The 18520-nt window shown below is 72.7% G+C and carries 17 protein-coding genes; 8 read left to right on the top strand and 9 right to left on the bottom strand.

Translation table 11 applies throughout. From position 1 onward, the window contains the following. Positions 1–154 precede the first annotated feature (154 nt). From ACWIGU_RS43015 to ACWIGU_RS43030, 4 genes are all read left to right on the top strand, one after another. The gene (locus ACWIGU_RS43015; RefSeq protein ID WP_454407338.1) at positions 155–1771 is read left to right on the top strand and encodes a PucR family transcriptional regulator; all 1617 of its coding nucleotides are present in this window, start codon (positions 155–157) and stop codon (positions 1769–1771) included. Between the two features lie 132 nt (positions 1772–1903). Then, positions 1904–3475: an acyl-CoA synthetase FdrA gene (gene fdrA / locus ACWIGU_RS43020; protein WP_454407339.1), complete on the top strand. Its 1572-nt coding sequence runs from the start codon at positions 1904–1906 to the stop codon at positions 3473–3475. After that, on the top strand, positions 3472–4920 hold the full coding sequence (locus ACWIGU_RS43025; RefSeq protein ID WP_454407340.1) for a DUF1116 domain-containing protein: 1449 nt from the start codon (positions 3472–3474) through the stop codon (positions 4918–4920). The genes fdrA and ACWIGU_RS43025 overlap by 4 nt, the downstream gene beginning before the upstream one ends. Before the next feature lie 38 nt (positions 4921–4958). Further along, entirely contained in the window at positions 4959–5825 is an 867-nt protein-coding gene (locus tag ACWIGU_RS43030; protein ID WP_454407341.1) for a DUF2877 domain-containing protein, read from the top strand. A 9-nt stretch (positions 5826–5834) separates the two neighbouring features. On the opposite strand, the gene ACWIGU_RS43035 is transcribed toward ACWIGU_RS43030, so the two are convergent. From ACWIGU_RS43035 to ACWIGU_RS43055, 5 genes are all read right to left on the bottom strand, one after another. Further along, on the bottom strand, positions 5835–6329 hold the full coding sequence (locus ACWIGU_RS43035) for a levansucrase (RefSeq protein ID WP_454407342.1): 495 nt from the start codon (positions 6327–6329) through the stop codon (positions 5835–5837). A 62-nt stretch (positions 6330–6391) separates the two neighbouring features. After that, a complete protein-coding gene (locus ACWIGU_RS43040) occupies positions 6392–7654 on the bottom strand; it encodes an ROK family protein (protein ID WP_376252430.1) in 1263 nt (420 codons plus the stop codon). Positions 7655–7762: 108 nt separating this feature from the next. Continuing rightward, on the bottom strand, positions 7763–8449 hold the full coding sequence (locus tag ACWIGU_RS43045) for an alpha-ketoglutarate-dependent dioxygenase AlkB family protein (RefSeq protein WP_454407343.1): 687 nt from the start codon (positions 8447–8449) through the stop codon (positions 7763–7765). A gap of 60 nt (positions 8450–8509) precedes the next feature. Continuing rightward, complete coding sequence (locus ACWIGU_RS43050; protein WP_454407344.1) at positions 8510–9385, bottom strand: class II fructose-bisphosphate aldolase; 876 nt, start codon at positions 9383–9385, stop codon at positions 8510–8512. A 39-nt stretch (positions 9386–9424) separates the two neighbouring features. Then, entirely contained in the window at positions 9425–10309 is an 885-nt protein-coding gene (locus tag ACWIGU_RS43055; RefSeq protein ID WP_454407345.1) for an SIS domain-containing protein, read from the bottom strand. Positions 10310–10488: 179 nt separating this feature from the next. Here ACWIGU_RS43055 and ACWIGU_RS43060 point away from each other — a divergent pair, with 179 nt between their 5' ends. From ACWIGU_RS43060 to ACWIGU_RS43070, 3 genes are all read left to right on the top strand, one after another. Further along, complete coding sequence (locus ACWIGU_RS43060; RefSeq protein ID WP_356287247.1) at positions 10489–11268, top strand: DeoR/GlpR family DNA-binding transcription regulator; 780 nt, start codon at positions 10489–10491, stop codon at positions 11266–11268. A gap of 153 nt (positions 11269–11421) precedes the next feature. After that, on the top strand, positions 11422–12645 hold the full coding sequence (locus ACWIGU_RS43065; protein ID WP_454407346.1) for an MFS transporter: 1224 nt from the start codon (positions 11422–11424) through the stop codon (positions 12643–12645). Positions 12646–12712: 67 nt separating this feature from the next. Then, on the top strand, positions 12713–13450 hold the full coding sequence (locus ACWIGU_RS43070; RefSeq protein WP_454407347.1) for a maleylpyruvate isomerase family mycothiol-dependent enzyme: 738 nt from the start codon (positions 12713–12715) through the stop codon (positions 13448–13450). A 24-nt stretch (positions 13451–13474) separates the two neighbouring features. Here ACWIGU_RS43070 and ACWIGU_RS43075 read toward each other — a convergent pair whose 3' ends face one another. After that, positions 13475–13879 (bottom strand): MarR family winged helix-turn-helix transcriptional regulator, encoded by a 405-nt coding sequence (locus ACWIGU_RS43075; RefSeq protein ID WP_454407348.1) that lies wholly within the window; start codon positions 13877–13879, stop codon positions 13475–13477. 87 nt (positions 13880–13966) lie between these two features. On the opposite strand from ACWIGU_RS43075, the gene ACWIGU_RS43080 reads away from it, so the two are divergent. Then, entirely contained in the window at positions 13967–15493 is a 1527-nt protein-coding gene (locus tag ACWIGU_RS43080; protein ID WP_454407349.1) for an MFS transporter, read from the top strand. Positions 15494–15587: 94 nt separating this feature from the next. On the opposite strand, the gene ACWIGU_RS43085 is transcribed toward ACWIGU_RS43080, so the two are convergent. From ACWIGU_RS43085 to ACWIGU_RS43095, 3 genes are all read right to left on the bottom strand, one after another. After that, positions 15588–16253 (bottom strand): response regulator, encoded by a 666-nt coding sequence (locus ACWIGU_RS43085; RefSeq protein ID WP_454407350.1) that lies wholly within the window; start codon positions 16251–16253, stop codon positions 15588–15590. Beyond that, the gene (locus ACWIGU_RS43090) at positions 16250–17542 is read right to left on the bottom strand and encodes a sensor histidine kinase (protein WP_454407351.1); all 1293 of its coding nucleotides are present in this window, start codon (positions 17540–17542) and stop codon (positions 16250–16252) included. Before ACWIGU_RS43090 ends, ACWIGU_RS43085 begins: the two co-directional genes overlap by 4 nt. A gap of 102 nt (positions 17543–17644) precedes the next feature. Then, on the bottom strand, positions 17645–18397 hold the full coding sequence (locus ACWIGU_RS43095) for a TetR/AcrR family transcriptional regulator (protein ID WP_454407353.1): 753 nt from the start codon (positions 18395–18397) through the stop codon (positions 17645–17647). Positions 18398–18520 lie beyond the last annotated feature (123 nt).

The raw sequence follows: 18520 nt of genomic DNA on the forward strand, positions 1-18520 counted from the left end.
CGGCGGGCCGAGCCGGTCATGGGCACCGGACGCCAGGATGAGCGGCCCACCGTTGACACCCGCTGACAAGGGGCGTCCGCAACCGCGGTGGGAAACATGGAAGTTACGCGCGGGGTATTACAGGTTACTCGCGGCTGTCGCATAGTGACTGTGCATGACAGGCATCGGTATCGGTACCGCCCCGACCGTCCCCTACGGCCTCTCTCCCGGGCTGACCGTGAGCGAGGCGCTGGCCCTGCCCTGTCTCAGCGGCGCACGGCTCGTCGCCGGGGCGAGCGGCCGCGGCCGCCGTATCCGCGTCGTCAACATCATGGAAGTCCCCGACATCGTGCGCTGGATGCGCGGCGGTGAACTGCTGCTGACCACCGCCTACGCCGTCCGTGACGACGCGGAGGCGCTGAGCGACCTGATCCCCGTACTCGCCGAGCGCGGCCTCGCCGCCCTGGCCGTGAAGGTGGGCCCTTATCTGCCCGCGTTGCCGCCTGCGATGCTCGCGATGGCGGACGAACTCGGCTTCCCTGTCGTCGAGTTGCCGGGCGCCGTCATGTTCAACGACATCCTGTCCGAGGTGCTGGGCACCGTACTGAACCGTCAGGCCTTGGAGTTGGAGCGTTCGCGCGCCATCCATGAACGACTCACGGCGGTGGCCCTCGACGGAGGCTCCTACCAGGAGCTCATGAACGTACTGCTCGAACTGTCCGGCTGCGCGGCCGCCGTGCTCGACGAGCACGGGTGGATCCTGGCCTCCGCGGGCTCCCCGCCTGCCGACCGTCCGCCCGCCGCCGAGCGTGCCATCGAGACGGGCACGGGCACGAGCGGCGCCGTGGCGCTGTGGCGGGACGACACGGAGGTGGCGGACCACGGGGCCGGGGCGGCCACTGCTTCCGCTCATGAGCTCGACACTCATCAGCGGATGGCGCTGGAGCACGCCACGACCGTCGCGGCGACCATCGCCGCCCAGGAACGCGCCCTGGCCAGCCGCCAGCAGCGCTACCGCACGCTGCTCCTGATGGAGCTGGTCTCCCGGCCGCCCCGCGACCGCGCCGAGACCGCGCGCCGGGCCGCGGCCATGGGCTGGAACCTGCGGCTGCCCCGCGCGGTCGTGCTCGTCGAGGTCGCCTGCACCGGCGTCGGCAGTCCCACCGACACCGAACTCGCCCTGGAGGAGCGGCTGTTGCCGCTCGTACGGTCGGCGGCCGGGTCCGGCGCGATCATCTGGGGCAGCCAGAGCGGGCTCGTCCTGCTGATGGAACCGGGGCCGTCACTCGCCGGCCGGTGTCAGGCCCTGCATGCGGCTGTCACCGCCGCGCACCCCGGCTGGGACGTGGCTGTCGCCGCCGGCACCGTCCGGGACGACTTCACCGACTACCACCACAGCTACGAGGAAGCGGCGCAGACCCTGACGCTCGGCCGCGAACTGCACGGCCCCGACTTCGTTCGCGGCTACGCGGACCTGGGGGTGTACCGGCTCCTCGGACAGCTTCCCGCGGCGGAGCTCACGGCCCTCGTCGACGACGCGCTCGGCCCGCTGCTCGCCCATGACGCCGAGCACGAGGGCAGCCTCGTCGAGACCCTCAGCGTCTATCTCCTCCAGGATCGAAACGGCGTGGCCACCGCCGCGCGGCTGCACATCCACTACAACACCCTGCGCTATCGACTGCGCCAGATCGACCGCCTCACCGGCGGTCTCGAACGCCGGCCGACGGCCCGGCTCCAGACCGAACTGGCCGTCCACGCCCACCGGTTGCTCTCCTCGCGCGACCGGCACTGAGCAAGTGCGCCTTACGGCCGGCACCTACCCCCGCAAGGCGGGTCACTGTCACCCGTTGCCGGTAAATCCCCGGCTGATTCTGACACTTCGAGCCATGCTGCAAGGGGCGGGCCGCTGCCTAGAGTCGCCACCATGGTGCTACGAAACGCCGTGCACAAGGATCTCTACGCCGACTCCGTCGCCCTCATGAGGGTTGCCGCCCGCCTGGCCGAACCGCCGGGCGTCGAAACCATCAGCCTCGTGATGGGAACACCCGCCAACCGCGACGTCCTCGCGCGGTCGGGGCTGCTGACCACCCCGGGCCACGACGCCGGACCCAACGACCTGCTCGTCGCCGTCCGCGGCGAACGCGACGCGGTGGACACTGCCCTCGCCCTGGTGGTCGATGCCCTCTCCGGTCCCGGCGAGGGACCGGGCGCAGGACCGGAGGCCGGTGCGGACGCGGGGCCCCCGGTGCGCTCGCTCGCCGGCGCTCCCGCCGACGCACGTCTCGCGCTGATCTCCACCCCCGGACGGTACGCGGCCGCCGAAGCTCTCAAGGCGCTGCGCCTGGGCCTGCACGCCTTCGTCTTCAGCGATCACGTGCCGATCGAGCAGGAGGTGCTCCTGAAGCGGGAGGCCGCCCGCCGCGGGCTGCTCGTCATGGGGCCGGACTGCGGAACCGCGGTCATCAGCGGCATCCCCCTCGGCTTCGCCAACGAAGTGCGGGCGGGCCGCGTCGGCCTGGTCGGAGCCTCCGGTACGGGACTGCAGCAGGTGTCGAGCCTGCTGCACTCCATGGGCGCCGGGGTCAGCCATGTGATCGGCACGGGCAGCCGCGACGTGAGCGCGGATGTGGGCGGGCTGACGATGCGGGCCGGGCTCGATGCCCTGTCCGCGGACCCCGCGACGGACGTCATCGTCCTCGTGTCCAAACCGCCTGCCCCACACGTGGCCGAGCAACTGCTGTGGCACGCGGGCGCGTTGGGGAAACCCGTGGTGGCCTGCTTCCTCGGCACGGACGAGACCTCCCCCGCCCCGGCCCGAATCACGCTCGCTCCCACCCTCTTCGAGGCGGCACGGTCCGCAGCCTCCCTTGCTGCCGGCGGGGCGCTCCCACCCGGCGAAGAGCAGCCCAAGCTGCCCGCCCCCGCTCCGCCGCGCCGCCTGCTGCGGGCCCTGTACGCGGGCGGCACGTTCGCCCACGAGGCGGCCTGGCTCCTCGGCCCGGTGCTCGGTGACATCACCCGTACCGCTCCCCCGCCCGCGCCGGGCGCGCCCCCGCGCCTCCCGGACCGGCATCTCGTACTCGACCTGGGCGACGACGAGTTCACCGCCGGGCGCCCCCACCCGATGATCGACCCCACGGTCCGCACCGAGTACCTTCGGGCCGCCCTCGCGGACCCGCGCAGCGCCGCGGTCGTCCTCGACGTGGTCATCGGACACGGCGCCGCGCCGGATCCGGCAGCGGCTCTCGCCGGAGCGCTGGCCGAGGCTCCCGCCGACGCACCGCCGGTGATCGCGTTCGTCGTGGGCACCGATGATGACCCGCAGGGGCTCACCGCACAGCGGCGGATCCTGCGCGACGCGGGCGCGTATGTCGTCGACAGCAGTACGACGGCTGCGCGGATGTGCGCCGAACTCCTGTCCACTAGTGACGCCTTGGCGCTCACCCCAGCTACCCGTGCCCCCGCCCCTGACTCCCGGATCGGAGAGACCGCATGACCGCACATGCCATGCCCGCACAAGCCGCGCCCGCGCAGGGCCTCCTGACCGGCGTCCCGCACGTCGTGAACGTCGGTGTCGACGCGTTCGCCGGGCCACCGCGGGCCGCGGGCGCGACGGTGACCGCGGTCGACTGGCGCCCCCCGGCCTACGGTGATCCGGAACTCGGTGCCGGGCTCGCCCGCCTGGTCGCGCACCCGGCCGTGGAGGCCGCCAACTCCGAAGCACTCGAAAGGATCCTGGGCGTCGTGCCGATGTGGACCGACGTCCGCCCCGCCGGAGAGCTGATCCCTGAACTGGCGCGGGAGAGGCTCCTGTTGCACGCCGGACCGCCGATCGAGTGGGAGCGCATGTGCGGCCCGATGCGGGCCGCCGTCGTCGGCGCCGCACTCCTGGAGGGCTGGGCGGCGACGCCGCCGGAAGCGGAAGCGCTCGCCGACGCGGGAGCCATCCGCTTCGCCCCCTGTCATCACCACGACGCGGTCGGCCCGATGGCGGGCGTCGTCTCCGCGTCCATGCCCCTGCTCGTCGTGGAGGACGAGGCCACGGGGCTTCGGGCGTACTCCAACCTCAATGAGGGACAGGGCCGTTGTCTGCGCTACGGCGCACTCGGCGACGACGTCATGGAGCGGCTGCGCTGGATGGGAGAGCGCCTCGGCCCCGCTCTGCGCGCTGCGATCGGCTCGCTCGCCCAGCCGGTGAACCTGCGGTCGGTCACCGCGCAGGCCCTGCAGATGGGCGACGAGTGCCACAGCCGCAACACCGCGGCGAGCGCCCTGCTCACCCGCGAACTCTCCGCCGCGCTCGCCCGGCATGCGGACCTGGGCGGGATCGAGGCGCTGGACTTCCTGCGCGACAACAACTACTGGTTCCTCAACTTCTCCATGGCCGCAAGCAAGTTGGCGCTCATGGCCGGGCACAAAGTGCCGCACTCTACGGTCGTCACTGCCTTCGCACGAAATGGTGTCGACGTCGGCATCCGCGTCAGCGGCCTCGGCGACACCTGGTTCACCGCGCCCGCCGCCCCCGTGGACGGCCTCTACTTCGCCGGTTACGGACCCGCCGACGCCAATCCCGACATCGGTGACAGCGCCATCACCGAGATGCACGGCCTGGGCGGGTTCGCGCTGGCCGCCGCCCCGGCGATCGTCGGCTTCGTGGGCGGCACGCCCGAAGGGGCCCGCCGCGTCAGCCAGGAGATGGGGACCCTCACCGTCGGCCGGCACCGCGACTACCGGCTCCCCGGCCTCGACTTCGTCGGCAGCCCCGTCGGCGTCGACATCCGCAAGGTCGTCGACACGGGCCTCGAACCGGTGATCACCACGGGTATCGCCCACCGCGAGCCGGGCGTCGGCCAGATCGGCGCCGGCCTCACCCACGCCCCGATGCGCTGCTTCACGGACGCGCTGAGCGCCTTCGAGGTGCCCCCGGAGCCCGGGGAGTGACGGGCACGGCGGCCGGCAGGGGTTCTGTACGGGCTGGGGTGCCCCGCCCTGAGCACGTACGCCTCGGCACCCTCAGTCGCGTACACCCCGGCATCATCAGCACGGCCGTCGCCCCGCTGCTGCACGGCCCGTTCCGGCCGGCCCGCCTCGTCGCCGCCACCCGCTACGCGGTCCATCTCGCCACCGGCGACCGGGAGATGCCCGCGCTCGCCGTGGTGACCCGGGACGCGATCCGCCTGCCGAACGCGCTCGTCCTGCCCTTCTCGTCGGCGGACCGGCCGTTGGACCTGAACACACCATGGGCCGGCTTCGGGGCAGGCCGCGTAGTCGTCGGGCCCGTTCACTTCGAGCCGGAGGCGTCCTGGACACCGCCCCGTGTCCAGGGCGCCTCCTCCCCACCGGATCCGGCGCGCATCGGACAGGTGACGGTGCTGCTCGACGCCCTGGCCCAACCCCTGCCGCCCCCGCTGGCGCCCCGCCTGACGGACCTGCGCCACGCCCTGCACTCCTATAGGTCGAGCGAAGTCCGGCGGGCCGCCCGCGCACTGCTCGGCCTCGGCCCCGGACTCACCCCGTCCGGTGACGACATCCTGTGCGGCGCACTGCTGGCGAGCCGGGCGTGGGGAGGCCCTCTCGCGCCTCTCTCGGACGCGGTCGCGGACGCGTCCCGCCGCACCCCGCTGCTCTCGGCAGCGCTCCTGCGGCACGCGGAGCGCGGCGAATGCGTACCGCAGGCCCACGCGTTCCTGCAGGCGCTGAGCGGGGCAGGCCCTCCCCTGGAACTGGAACCCGCCGTACGCGAACTGCTCGCCGTCGGGCACCACTCGGGAGGCGACCTGGCGCGCGGGGTGCTCGCGGTGGGCCAGAGCAGAGCGTGCGCGGCGACCGGTGACGGTGACCGGTGACCGTAACGACTACTCGTTGAAGTAGCGGTTGCCCTTCTCGATGAGGTGCGAGGCGTAGACGCGGCCGATGGCCGGCTTGCCGCGGTAGAAACCGACGTAGCGCTGTGCGCTGTCCACGACGACGGGGCGCGCGAAGCAGGCGAAGCGGTTGCGCTGCTGCTCCTCGGCCCAGGCCATGGCGGCCGGGTCGACGCGCTCGCTGACGAGGACGGGGAAGGCGGCGACGCCGGTCTGCATGCCGACCGGGAGGCCGCCCTTGTTCTTCTTCGCGCACGTCAGGACCTGCGAGGTGAACGCGTCGACGCTCTGCGGGGTGATCTCGGGCACGGCGGCGGCGACGGTGAACAGGTGCAGGTTGGTGGCCATCCAGCGCATCCGGAAGTCGGCCCGCCGCCCCACGAGGACGGGCACACCGAACCAGTCCTCCCAGCGCGTCGCGCAGCCGTCAGCCTGGAGGCGGCTCTCCACCGAGGCCAGGTAGTTCCGGGCCGATTCACCAGTCATGGCGTGATTGTGCACGGTCAAACCCCTGCCGGACCAGTCGCGGTGCGACGGAGTCCCGCGCGTCAGGCCAGGCCCAGTGCCGAGAGCGGGTCGTCCAGGACCGGCTGCCACGCCAACTCGGCGGCTCCGACGAGGCTGTTGTGGTCGAGCGTGCACGCCAGGATGGGCACGCCGCCGCTGCGGCCCCACAGGCTGCGGTCCGCGACGACGGCCCGCAGGCGGTCCGGGTCCGCGTCGAGGAGCGCCCGGTGCAGGCCGCCCAGGATGATGCGGTCGGGGTTGAGGATGTTCACCAGGCCCGCGAGGCCCAGTCCGAGACGGTCGATCAGGGCCTCGGTGGCCATCCGCACCTTCGGGTCGTCGAGGCTGCCGGCGATCAGGTCGCGGGCCTGCTGGAGCAGGGAGCCGTCAGGGCCCGGTTCGCGGCCCGCCGCGTCGAGCAGGGCCAGCGGGTCGGTCTCCACGTCGAGGCAGCCGCGGCTGCCGCAGTAACAGGGCCGGCCCTCGGGGTTCACGGTGAGGTGCCCGACCTCCAGGGCGAGGCCCGAACTGCCGGTGTGCAGACGCCCGTCGAGGACGAGCGCGCCGCCGACGCCGCGGTGGCCGGTGGCGACGCACAGCAGGTCGCGCGCGCCGCGGCCCGCGCCGTGCCGGTGCTCCGCGAGGGCGGCGAGGTTGACGTCGTTCGCGGCGAACGCCGGCCGCCCGATGCCCGCCTCCCGTACGCGCTCGGCGAAGATCTCGCGGACGGGCGAGCCCGCGGGCCAGGCGAGGTGGAGCGGGTTGAGGGCGGTGCCGTCGGGCTCGGCCACCGCGGACGGGACGGCGAGGCCCGCGCCGACGCAGTGGCGCCCGGTCTCGCGCAGGAGTTGGGCGCCGGCTTCCACGACCGAGCCGAGTACCTGCGCCGGGTCCGGGTCGATGATCTCGCAGCCGGGCGTGGTCGCGACGATCCGGCCTCCGAGGCCCACCAGGGCGGCGCGGTAGCCGTCGGCGTGCACCTGCGCGGCGAGTGCGACGGGTCCGTCCTCGGCGACGGACAGCCGGTGCGAGGGTCGCCCCTGCGAGCCTGCGGCGGCGCTCGGCTTGGCGTCGATCCTGATCAGGCCGAGCGCTTCGAGCTCGGCGGCGACCGCTCCTGCCGTGGCCCGGGTCACGCCCAGTTCGGCGGTGAGGACGGCGCGGGTCGGCGCGCGGCCGGTGTGCACGAGTTCGAGCGCGGGCCCGAGCGCACCACGGCCCCGCTCGAGACGTGGCGCACGCGCGGAACCCTCCGCCTCGCCCGCCGTCTGCCCCCCGGCCCCGGAGGCCGCCTTGCCACGCATCAGCAACTCCTCGCCCTGATCACCGTGTCGCATCGTAACCGGTGAACGTCGCAGCCCCTGCGGGTGAACTCACCCCTGTGCGCAGGGCGGGGAAGGCGCGGAGGGCGGTCAGGTGAGTCCGGTGACGCGCATCGTGAGGTTCAGGCGGCCCTGGGAGAGCCCGGCGGCGGGGTCGCCGGTGCCGGGGTACACCTTCGGCACCCCGTGGAAGGCGAGCCGCGACGGCCCTCCGAAGACCAGCAGGTCTCCGGAGACCAGCTCCACGTCCTCGTACGGTTTGCCGCGGTTCTCGGTGTTCCCCAGCCGGAAGACGCAGGTGTCGCCGATGCTGAGCGAGACGACGGGTTCCCGTGCGCGCTCGTCCTTGTCCTGGTGCATGCCCATGGTGGCGGCGCCGTCGTAGAAGTTGATCAGTGCCGTGTCGGGGTCGTAGCCGTCGCCGGCGGCGTCGTCCTCGTACGCGTCGACGAGCGCGCGTCTGCCCAACTCCCTCAGCCAGTCCGGAAAGGGGGCCACCTGCGCGCCGTTCACATCGGATGCCGTACGCGTGTAGCGGTAGGGCTGCCAGTGCCATCCGACGCACACGGTCTGGACGGACATCACGCCGCCGCCCGGCAGTCGTGTGTGACGCATCGGCACGGGTCCCGCCGCCCAGTCGCGACAGGCCTCGACCAGTGCGCGCCGGGCCCCGGCGTCGAGCCAGCCGGGCACGTGCACGGCGCCGGGCGTGATCTCCCGGCGCTCCCGGTGCACCGGGAAGAGCGGGAGCGCGTGCGATTCGTGCCGGCCGGCCATGGACCCATTGTCCCCGGTACGAGGTGCCTTCCGCGTACCGGGGCTGGAGCGGTGGACGGGTCAGCGGCGCATCACCTCGACCAGCTCCGTCACGGTGCGGGCCATCGCCTCGCGGCCCACGCTCAGGTACTTGCGGGAGTCGACGGCGTCGGGATGTGCGGCAAGGAACTCCCGGATGGCCGCCGTCATCGCTATGTTCAGGGCGGTGCCGACGTTCACCTTGGCGATGCCGCCCCGGACGGCCTGCGAGAGCTCGTCGTCACCGACACCGGAGGAACCGTGCAGGACCAGCGGTACGTCGAGACCCTCCGAGAGCTGCTTGAGGAGGTCGTGGTCGAGCGTCGCGGTGCGGGTGGTCATGGCGTGCGAGGAGCCGATCGCGACGGCGAGGGCGTCGACGCCCGAGTCCGTCACGTAGGCGCGGGCCTCCCCCGGGTCCGTGCGGGCACCTGGCGCGTGGGCGTCGAGCGGCTCCGAAGCTGGTTTTCCCCGCCCGCCCGGCCCGGCCTTGCCGCCGACCTCGCCCAGCTCCGCCTCGACCCACAGCCCGTTGGCATGGCCCCAGTCGGCGGCCGCGCGGGTGGCCGCGAGGTTCTCGTCGTAGGGGAGCCGGGCCGCGTCGTACATCACCGAGCTGAACCCGGCGTCCGCGGCCTGGCGGAGCAGCTCGTCGCTCTGGACGTGGTCGAGGTGGAGCGCCACGGGCACCGAGGACGCCTCGGCGGTGGCGGCCGCGGCCCTCGCGAGGGGCAGCAGGCGCCCGTAGCGGTACCGCACGGCGTTCTCGCTGACCTGGAGGATCACCGGCGCGTTCGCCGCCTCGGCGCCCGCCACGACGGCCTCGATGTGCTCCAGGGTGATGACGTTGAACGCGGCCACCGCGGTACGCGCCGCGGTGGCCTCGGCGACGAGCGCGCCGGTTGCTGCGAGGGGCACAGCCCCTCCTTTCGGAAGGCTCGGAAGCTCGGTCGACGGTCAGCCGGCGGTGAGGATCACCGAGCGGGTGAGGTGGCGCGGCTGGTCGGGGTCGAGGCCGCGGGCGGCCGCGACGGCGACGGCGAGGCGCTGCGCGCGCACGAGTTCGGCGAGCGGGTCGAGGCCGCCCTCGACCCAGAGCGCGCCGGTGCCGGCCACCTGCTCGGCGAGCCCCTCGGGCGCCGTGCCGATCATCCAGGTGGCGGTGCCCGCGGTGGTGACGCTGATGGGGCCGTGGCGGTACTCCATCGCGGGGTACGCCTCGGTCCACGACAGGGACGCCTCGCGCATCTTCAGGGCTGCCTCGTTCGCGAGGCCGACGGTCCAGCCGCGCCCCAGGAAGCTGAACTGGCCGCACTCCACGAGGCCTTCGGGCAGCGGCGTCTCCAGCGCGGTGCGCGCGTCGGCGACCGCCTGCTCGGTGTGCAGGCCGAGGTGGGCGCGCAGGAGCGTGAGCGCCGTCGTCGCGAAGCGGGTCTGGACCACGGACTGCTCGTCGGCGAAGTCCAGGACGATCACGTCGTCGGCGGCGGAGACGATCGGTGTGTTCGGGTCGCCGATGACGGCGGTCGTCCGGATGCGGCCCTTGACCGCGGCGAGCAGCTCGACGACCTCGGTCGTGGTGCCGGACCGGGACAGCGCGATGAGGCGGTCGTAGGGGCGCCCGGCCGGGAACTCCGAGGCCGCGAACGCGTCGGTCTCGCCCTGTCCGGACTCCTCGCGCAGCGCGGCGAAGGCCTGCGCCATGAACCACGAGGTGCCGCAGCCCACGATCGCGACGCGCTCCCCCGGCGTGGGCAGCTTGGCCGCCTCGCCCGCGGCCAGGCCCGCCGCGCGCGTCCAGCACTCCGGCTGGCTGTTCAGCTCGTTCTCGACATGGCTCATGCCGTGCCCACTCCCTGATGTGTCGTGTCCGTGGACCGGTCGAGTACGCCGCATGCGCCGCGCTCGATCGGCCCCGTCGAGCGTATGCTCGTTCCTGCAAGAATTCGATACGTTTCGAGCATAACCAAGCATCAGGTAGTGCGCTAGGGTCACCGGAGAACGACGATTGGAGGCCGCGGATGTCCCGCGACGCCCGCTGGAAGTCCCTGCTGGAACTGCTCGTGGAGCGGGGGCGCCTCGATGTCGAGGAGGCGGCGGCCGATCTGGGGGTGTCCGCTGCCACGATCCGGCGCGACTTCGACCAGCTCGCCGAGCAGCAGATGCTCGTACGCACCCGGGGCGGCGCCGTCGTCCACGGCGTCTCCTACGAGCTGCCGCTGCGCTACAAGACGGCGCGCAACGCCTCCGAGAAGGAACGGATCGCCAAGGCGGTCGCCGAGCTGATCACGCCGGGCGAGGCCGTCGGCCTGACCGGCGGCACGACGACGACCGAGGTGGCGCGCGCACTCGCGGTCCGCCCCGATCTCGCCTCCGGCTCCCCGGCCCTGACGATCGTCACGAATGCGCTGAACATCGCCAACGAGCTTGCCGTGCGGCCCCAGTTCAAGATCGTGGTCACGGGCGGAGTCGCCCGGCCGCAGTCGTACGAGCTCATCGGCCCGCTCGCGGACGGCGTGCTGAGCCAGATCACCATCGACACGGCCGTGCTCGGCGTGGTCGGTCTCGACGTCGCGCACGGCGCCGCGGCGCACGACGAGGCGGAAGCGGCCATCAACCGGCTGCTGTGCGAGCGGGCGGAGCGCGTGATCGTCGCGGCGGACTCCAGCAAGCTGGGCCAGCGCGCGTTCGCCCGGATCTGCTCGACGGAGCGGATCGGCACCCTGGTCACGGACAGCGCCGTGGACGCGGCGACGGTGGAGCGCTTCGAGGAGGCGGGTGTCAAGGTCCTCGCGGTGTGACACCCCGAGCCACACCTACGATTTTCATGGCTGCGGCCCCGCCCGGACGGGTGGGGCCGCAGCCATTTCCCTGCGCCCGGTCCGGCGGATGTCGTGGCCGTCACGCCTCGAACCGTCTTGTCCCCGGCCGGGGTGGCGCCCTACCCTGACTTTGTGCCGACACTAAACAAACTCCGGGCGGCCAAGGACGACAGCCCGCGGACCGCGTCCCTCACCCGCCTGCGTATCGCGCTCACGGTCTTCTTCGCGCTCGACGGCTTCATCTTCGCGGGATGGGTCGTACGCATCCCCGCTGTGAAGGAGCAGACCGGCGCTTCGGCGAGCACGCTCGGACTCGCGCTGCTCGGCGTCTCCGCGGGGGCCGTGATCACCATGATGCTGACAGGGCGCCTGTGCGGGCGCTTCGGCAGCCATGCGGTCACCGTGGTGAGCGCCGTACTCCTGGCGCTGAGCGTCGCACTGCCGCCGCTCACCCACTCGGCGCTCGCCCTCGGCCTGGTGCTGCTCGTGTTCGGAGCCGCCTACGGCGGGATCAACGTGGCGATGAACAGCGCGGCAGTCGACCTGGTCGCCGCCCTGCGCCGCCCCGTCATGCCGAGCTTCCACGCGGCGTTCAGCCTCGGCGGCATGCTCGGCGCGGGCCTCGGCGGCCTGGTCGCGGGCCACGTCTCCGCCACCCGGCACCTCCTCGCCCTCACCGTCATCGGCCTGCTCGTCACGGCCGCCGCCGGCCCCACACTCCTGCGCCACGACGCCCCGAAGGCCCCGGACGACAGCGGTCGTGCACGAAGCGAGACCGTGTCGGCGTCCGAGCGGCCCGCCGGACGCGTGCGCGGGCTCGGCAGGCTCGTCTTCGTATTCGGCCTCATCGCCCTGTGCACCGCGTACGGCGAGGGCGCGCTCGCGGACTGGGGCGCGCTGCACCTGGAGGAGGACCTGCACGCCCATCCCGGCGTGGCCGCGGCAGGGTATTCCTGCTTCGCCCTGGCCATGACCATCGGCCGGATCAGCGGGACGACGCTGCTCGAACGTCTGGGCAGGACCCGCACGCTGGTGTTGGGCGGCGCCACCGGCGCGGCCGGCATGCTGCTCGGCTCGCTCGCCCCCACCGTGTGGCTGGCGCTCCTCGGCTTCGCCGTCACCGGCCTGGGTCTCGCCAACATCTTCCCCGTGGCGGTCGAACGCGCCGGCGCCCTGGCCGGACCCACGGGCGTCGCCGCCGCCTCCACGCTCGGCTACGGCGGCATGCTCCTCGGACCGCCGATGATCGGCTTCATGGCGGACTGGTTCTCGCTCCCCGCCGCGCTGACCAGCGTGGCCGTACTGGCGGGCGTCGCCGCCCTGATCGGCTTCGCGACCCGGCGCGCAGCCGTCTGATGACCCGCACGCCACCGGCGTCCCGAAGGACGCATTCAAGCCAGGTCCCATCGGGCAGACTCCCGCCATGGAGACTGCGGAGCACATCGAGACGCTCGACGAGGAGGGCCGCCTCCTCGCCCGCGCCGCCGAGACGGCAGGCACCGACGCCAAGGTGCCGACCTGCCCGGGGTGGAATGTACGGGACCTGCTGCGGCACGTGGGCATGGTGCATCGCTGGGCCACGGCGTTCGTCGCCGAGGGGCACACGTCGTACCACCCCGACGACGGTCTGCCGGATCTGGACGGAGCGGAGCTCATCGCCTGGTTCCGCGAGGGCCACGGCCGGCTCGTCGGCACGCTGGCCGGCGCCCGGCCCGACGTGGAGTGCTGGACGTTCCTGCCCGCGCCGTCGCCGCTCGCGTTCTGGGCACGGAGGCAGGCGCACGAGACGACCGTCCACCGGGTGGACGCGGAGTCCGCACTGGCCGGGGCGCCCGGCGTGATCCCCGCGGAGTTCGCCGTCGACGGCATCGAGGAGTTGCTGCTCGGCTTCCACGCGCGCGGCCGGAGCAAGGTGCGGTCGGACGCCCCGCGCCTGCTGCGCGTACGGGCCACCGATACCGGCCGGGCGTGGACCGTACGGATCTCACAGGAGCCGCCGGTCACCGAGCGGGACGGGGCGGGCGAGGCCCACTGCGAGCTGTCGGGTCCCGCGGCGCGGCTCTATCTGTCGCTGTGGAACCGGCTGCCGTTCCCGAGCCTCACGGGCGACGCCTCACTGGCCGCGCTGTGGCGGGAGCGGTCGGGGATCACCTGGAGCTGACGACCGCCGGACCGCCTGCGGACATCAGCCCTTCGGGCCGTCCGCGAGCATCCGCCCCAGTACCGCGCGCTGCAGCGGTCGCACCTCGGTGTGCAGGTCGCGGCCCTTCTGCGTCAGGCAGACCCGTACGCCGCGGCGGTCCTCGGAGCACATCCCGCGCGTCAGGAGGCCGTCCTTCTCCAGGCGGCCGATCAGGCGCGACAGGGCGCTCTGGCTGAGATGGACCTGCGCGGCGATCTCCTGCACACGGAAGGAGGAACTGCCGTCCTCCGCCGTGCCGGCGGCCAGGACGTCGAGCACCTCGAAGTCGCTGGCGCCCAGGCCGTGCTGATGCAGCTCGCGATCGAGCTCGCACATGGTGCGCGCATGCACCGCAAGGATGTCCCGCCACTGATCCACGAGGCCGGGCTCGGCCTTTTTCGCCGCCATAACCGCACCGTAGCAGAAATGACGGGCATTGTTGCATCGGAATTAAATGCACTTGCAGTCAATGCATATGCATGTAATCTGCTCCGCATGACCTCTCCGCTCGCCAGCACTCCTGCGTCCCAGGAGCGTTGGTCCCCCCGTCTTTGGGGCACACTGCTCGTCCTCTGCGCCGCGATGTTCCTCGACGCGCTCGATGTGTCGATGGTCGGAGTCGCCCTGCCGTCCATCGGCTCGGAGCTCGACCTGTCCACGTCGACCCTGCAATGGATCGTCAGCGGCTACATCCTCGGCTACGGCGGCCTGCTGCTGCTCGGCGGCCGCGCGGCCGACCTGCTCGGCCGGCGCCGGGTGTTCCTGATCGCCCTCGGCGTCTTCGCCCTCGCGTCGCTGCTCGGCGGACTCGTCGACTCCGGGCCGCTCCTGATCGCCAGCCGCTTCATCAAGGGTCTCAGCGCCGCGTTCACCGCGCCGGCCGGCCTGTCCATCATCACCACGACGTTCGCCGAGGGCCCGCTGCGCAACCGCGCGCTCTCCATCTACACGACCTGTGCCGCGACCGGCTTCTCCATGGGCCTCGTCCTGTCCGGCCTGCTCACCGAGGCCAGCTGGCGCCTGACCATGCTGCTGCCCGCGCCGATCGCCGTGGTCGCGCTGCTCGTCGGCATCAAGCTCATCCCGCACAGCGAACGCGAGAAGAACCACCGCGGCTACGACATCCCCGGCGCCATCACCGGCACCGCGTCGATGCTGCTCCTCGTGTTCACGGTCGTCCAGGCACCGGAGGCGGGCTGGGCCTCGGCCCGGACCCTGCTGTCCTTCCTGGCCGTCGCCGTCCTGCTCGCGGTCTTCGTCTCCATCGAGCGCCGCTCCCCGGGCCCCCTGATCCGTCTCGGAGTGCTGCGCTCCGGCTCACAGATCAGGGCGCAGCTGGGCGCCATGGCGTTCTTCGGCTCGTACGTCGGCTTCCAGTTCCTCGTCACCCTGTACATGCAGTCCCTGCTCGGCTGGTCCGCGCTGCACACCGCGCTCGCGTTCCTGCCGGCGGGCGCCCTCGTGGCGCTCTCCTCGACGAAGGTCGGCGCCATCGTCGACCGGTTCGGCACGCCGCGCCTGATCGCGCTGGGCTTCACCTTCATGGTGATCGGCTACGCGCTGTTCCTGCGCATCAACCTCGACCCGGTCTACGCGTCCGTCATCCTGCCGACGATGCTCCTGATCGGCGCGGCCTGCGCCCTGGTGTTCCCCTCGCTCAACATCCAGGCCACGAACGGCGTCCACGACGACGAACAGGGCATGGTCTCGGGCCTGCTCAACACCTCGGTGCAGGTCGGCGGCGCCATCTTCCTCGCCGTCGTGACGGCCGTCGTCACCGCGAACGCCGGCGAGGGCTCGTCCCCGCAGGCCGTCCTCGACAGCTTCCGGCCCGGTCTCGTCGTCGTCACCGCGATCGCCCTGGCGGGCCTGCTGATCACCCTCACCGGCCTGCGGACCCGTCGTCCGCAGGACACGATCCTGATCGCGAAGTCGGTGCGTGAGGAGGGGTCGGCGCAGGAGTCGATGAAGGAGGAGGCGGACGCCGCCGCGCGTACGGAGCGCGTCCCGGTCCGCGACTGACCCACAGGTCCTCGGCCCCATCACCCATGGGTTGCGCCCGGCCGGCAGTCCCCTGCCCGCCGGGCGCACCCGCGTGTCGGCGGCGCGTGTCCGCTCAGCCGAGCCAGCCGGGCCGTACGAGGCCCGACTCGTAGGCGAGCACGACCAGTTGGGCCCGGTCACGCGCGCCGAGCTTGACCATCGTGCGGCTCACATGTGTCTTCGCGGTGAGCGGGCTGACGACGAGACGGCGGGCGATCTCCTCGTTCGACAGGCCGATGCCGACCAGCGCCATCACCTCACGCTCGCGCTCGGTGAGCTGCCCGAGCGACTCGGCGGCCGCGGGCTCCTTGGAGCGTGCCGCGAACTCGGCGATCAGACGGCGGGTCACCCCCGGCGAGAGCAGCGCGTCCCCGTGCACCACCGCCCTTACGGCACGCAGCAGTTCCTCGGGCTCGGTGTCCTTGACGAGGAACCCGGACGCTCCGGCGCGGATCGCCTCGAAGACGTACTCGTCCAGTTCGAAGGTGGTCAGCATGACGACCTTCACGCTCTCCAGCACGGCGTCGTCGCTGATGCGGCGGGTCGCGGCGAGTCCGTCGAGGACCGGCATGCGGATGTCCATCAGGACGACGTCGGGCCGCAGTTCGCGTACGAGCCGCACCGCCTCGTCTCCGTCGGAGGCCTCCCCCGCGACCTCGATGTCGCTCTGCGCGTCGAGCAGCGCCCGGAATCCGGCGCGGACGAGCGACTGGTCGTCGGCGAGCAGTACGCGGATCAACGGTTCTCCTCCGTCGGCGTGAACGGCAGTTCGGCGAGCACCCGGAAACCGCCGTCGGGCCGCGGTCCCGCCTCGATCGTGCCACCCAGTGCGGCGGCCCGCTCGCGCATCCCCGCAAGCCCGTTCCCGCTGCCACCGGCCGCCTCATGGCTCGCCGGTCCGTCGTCGTCGATACGCAGGGACAGCGCGGTCCCCGAGTACCGCACCTCCACGCGCGCGTTGCGCGACTCCGAGTGCCGTACGACGTTGGTGAGCGCCTCCTGCACGATGCGGAACGCGGCGAGGTCGGCGCCGGGCGGCAGCGCGGCGCGGGAACCTTCCGTGGCTACGTCGACGCTGAGGCCCGCGCTCGCGGCCTGCTCCACGAGTTCCGGGAGCCGGTCGAGACCTGGGGCGGGGGCGCGCGGCGCGTCACCCGGGGTCCGGAGGGTGTCGAGGACCTGGCGGACCTCGCCCAGCGCCTCCTTGCTCGCGGACTTGATGGTGGTGAGGGCGGTACGGGCCTGCTCGGGGTCGGAGTCGAGCAGCGCGAGTCCCACGCCCGCCTGGACGTTGATGACCGAGATGGAGTGCGCGAGCACGTCGTGGAGCTCACGCGCGATCCGCAGGCGCTCCTCGTCGGCGCGCCGCTCCGCGGCCTTCTCGCGCTCGGCGCGCTCCTTCGCCCACTGCTCGCGGCGCGTTCTGACCAGTTCGGAGAAGGCCACGATCGCCAGGACCCACGCGGCGATCACACCCTCCTGCCCCCAGGACGCGGCATCGTCCCCCGACGGCGGCAGATACGCGTACAGCCAGTGCGCCACGAGGACATGCCCCACCCAGAACATGCCGACCGCCGCCCACGCGGCTCTGCGGTGCCCCGCGACGATCGCCCCGTAGCAGCCCACGGCCACGGTGATGAAGACCGGCCCGTACGCGTAGCCCGCGCCGAGATAGACCGTCGCGCACGCCGCCGTACCGAAGGCCACGAGGACGGGGTGGCGCTGACGCCACAGCAGGAGAAGGCCACCGGCGATCAGCAGCACGCGGGCGAACACGTCGAGGCCGGCGCGCTCGGTCTGGGCGTGCGCCGCGAACGTCGAGCCGACGAGGACGAACGCGGTGATCAGGACAGTGGACCGCCAGGGCCAGCGCGGCCCCCGGCCCGGGGCGCCCCACCAGGGCGGCCCGTAGTGGCCTCGCCGGGCGGCACCGGTCGCCGTCCAGGGCGGCCCGTAACGCCTGAGGTGCGGCGGACCCGCCCAGGTCCGGGGCGGGCCGCCGGCCCCGCGTACGTGCTGCTCATCCATGACCGCAACGCTAGACGCCGGACGCCGTCGCGGGCGTCAGCCGGGCGTGGTGATCACGCGTACTCCCCGGGGAGTAGGCGACGCAGTTTCGGGCGGCGCGCGTCACGCCCTGGGCAGCACCAGACCCACGCCGTGGGCGAGCTGTGTCACGGCGTGCGTGAAGAAGGTGGCACGGTCCTCCACGACCCGGTTGAACTGGCCGAACAGCTCGAAGCCGATCAGGCCGAACAGCTGTGCCCAGGCGGCGACGAGCGCGGCCACCACCGCGGGCGGCAGGTCGGGGGCCAGCTCGGCGCCCAGCCGCTCGGCCTCGGGCCGCAGCTCCGCGGGGAGCGGCGGCTCCGCGATCCCGCGGCCCTGACAGGCGTCGCGGACGATGCCGAAGAACAGCAGCCCGATGCGCGACGCGGCCGGGACGGTTGTCATCGGCGCGGTGTATCCGGGTACGGGCGAGCCGAAGATGAGCGCGTACTCGTGCGGGTGGGCGAGCGCCCAGGCACGGACGGCTTCGCTGACGGCGACCCAGCGGCGCACGGGTGCGACCGCCTCGGTCTTGCTGCCGGAGGTCCTCGCCTTGTCGGTGCTCTTCGCGGCCTTCTTGAGCAGGGCGGCGTCCGCCCGCTCGGCGGCCTCGCCGATGGAGTCGTACGCGTCGATGATGAGCGCCGTCAGGAGGTCGTCGCGACTGGGGAAGTAGCGGTAGAGCGCCGAGGAGACCATACCCAGCTCGCGGGCGACGGCGCGCAGGGACAGCTTGGCGGCGCCCTCGGCCGCGAGCTGTCTGCGGGCCTCGTCCTTGATGGCGGCGGTGACTTCTTCCCGTGCCCGGGCCCGGGCTCCTCGTGCGGTGCTCATATGGGCAGTGTCCCACGCTTCCGGAGCAGTGCACGCATTCTGGATCGGTGCACAAAAAAGAGAGCACCGCTCTTGCTTTGGATCACCGACCGCGTGCACACTGATCTCAAGCGAGAGCAGTGC

It is taken from the genome of Streptomyces sp. NPDC055400 (genome assembly GCF_053644375.1).

Bases quoted from the DNA above. Each gene is read 5' to 3' on its own strand.
- fdrA (WP_454407339.1), top strand. From the start codon at position 1,904: ATGGTGCTACGAAACGCCGTGCACAAGGATCTCTACGCCGACTCCGTC.
- ACWIGU_RS43035 (WP_454407342.1), bottom strand. From the start codon at position 6,329: ATGACTGGTGAATCGGCCCGGAACTACCTGGCCTCGGTGGAGAGCCGC.
- ACWIGU_RS43080 (WP_454407349.1), top strand. From the start codon at position 13,967: ATGACCTCTCCGCTCGCCAGCACTCCTGCGTCCCAGGAGCGTTGGTCC.
- ACWIGU_RS43055 (WP_454407345.1), bottom strand. From the start codon at position 10,309: ATGAGCCATGTCGAGAACGAGCTGAACAGCCAGCCGGAGTGCTGGACG.
- ACWIGU_RS43025 (WP_454407340.1), top strand. From the start codon at position 3,472: ATGACCGCACATGCCATGCCCGCACAAGCCGCGCCCGCGCAGGGCCTC.
- ACWIGU_RS43075 (WP_454407348.1), bottom strand. From the start codon at position 13,879: ATGGCGGCGAAAAAGGCCGAGCCCGGCCTCGTGGATCAGTGGCGGGAC.
- ACWIGU_RS43095 (WP_454407353.1), bottom strand. From the start codon at position 18,397: ATGAGCACCGCACGAGGAGCCCGGGCCCGGGCACGGGAAGAAGTCACC.
- ACWIGU_RS43060 (WP_356287247.1), top strand. From the start codon at position 10,489: ATGTCCCGCGACGCCCGCTGGAAGTCCCTGCTGGAACTGCTCGTGGAG.
- ACWIGU_RS43090 (WP_454407351.1), bottom strand. From the start codon at position 17,542: ATGGATGAGCAGCACGTACGCGGGGCCGGCGGCCCGCCCCGGACCTGG.
- ACWIGU_RS43045 (WP_454407343.1), bottom strand. From the start codon at position 8,449: ATGGCCGGCCGGCACGAATCGCACGCGCTCCCGCTCTTCCCGGTGCAC.
- ACWIGU_RS43040 (WP_376252430.1), bottom strand. From the start codon at position 7,654: ATGCGTGGCAAGGCGGCCTCCGGGGCCGGGGGGCAGACGGCGGGCGAG.
- ACWIGU_RS43070 (WP_454407347.1), top strand. From the start codon at position 12,713: ATGGAGACTGCGGAGCACATCGAGACGCTCGACGAGGAGGGCCGCCTC.
- ACWIGU_RS43015 (WP_454407338.1), top strand. From the start codon at position 155: ATGACAGGCATCGGTATCGGTACCGCCCCGACCGTCCCCTACGGCCTC.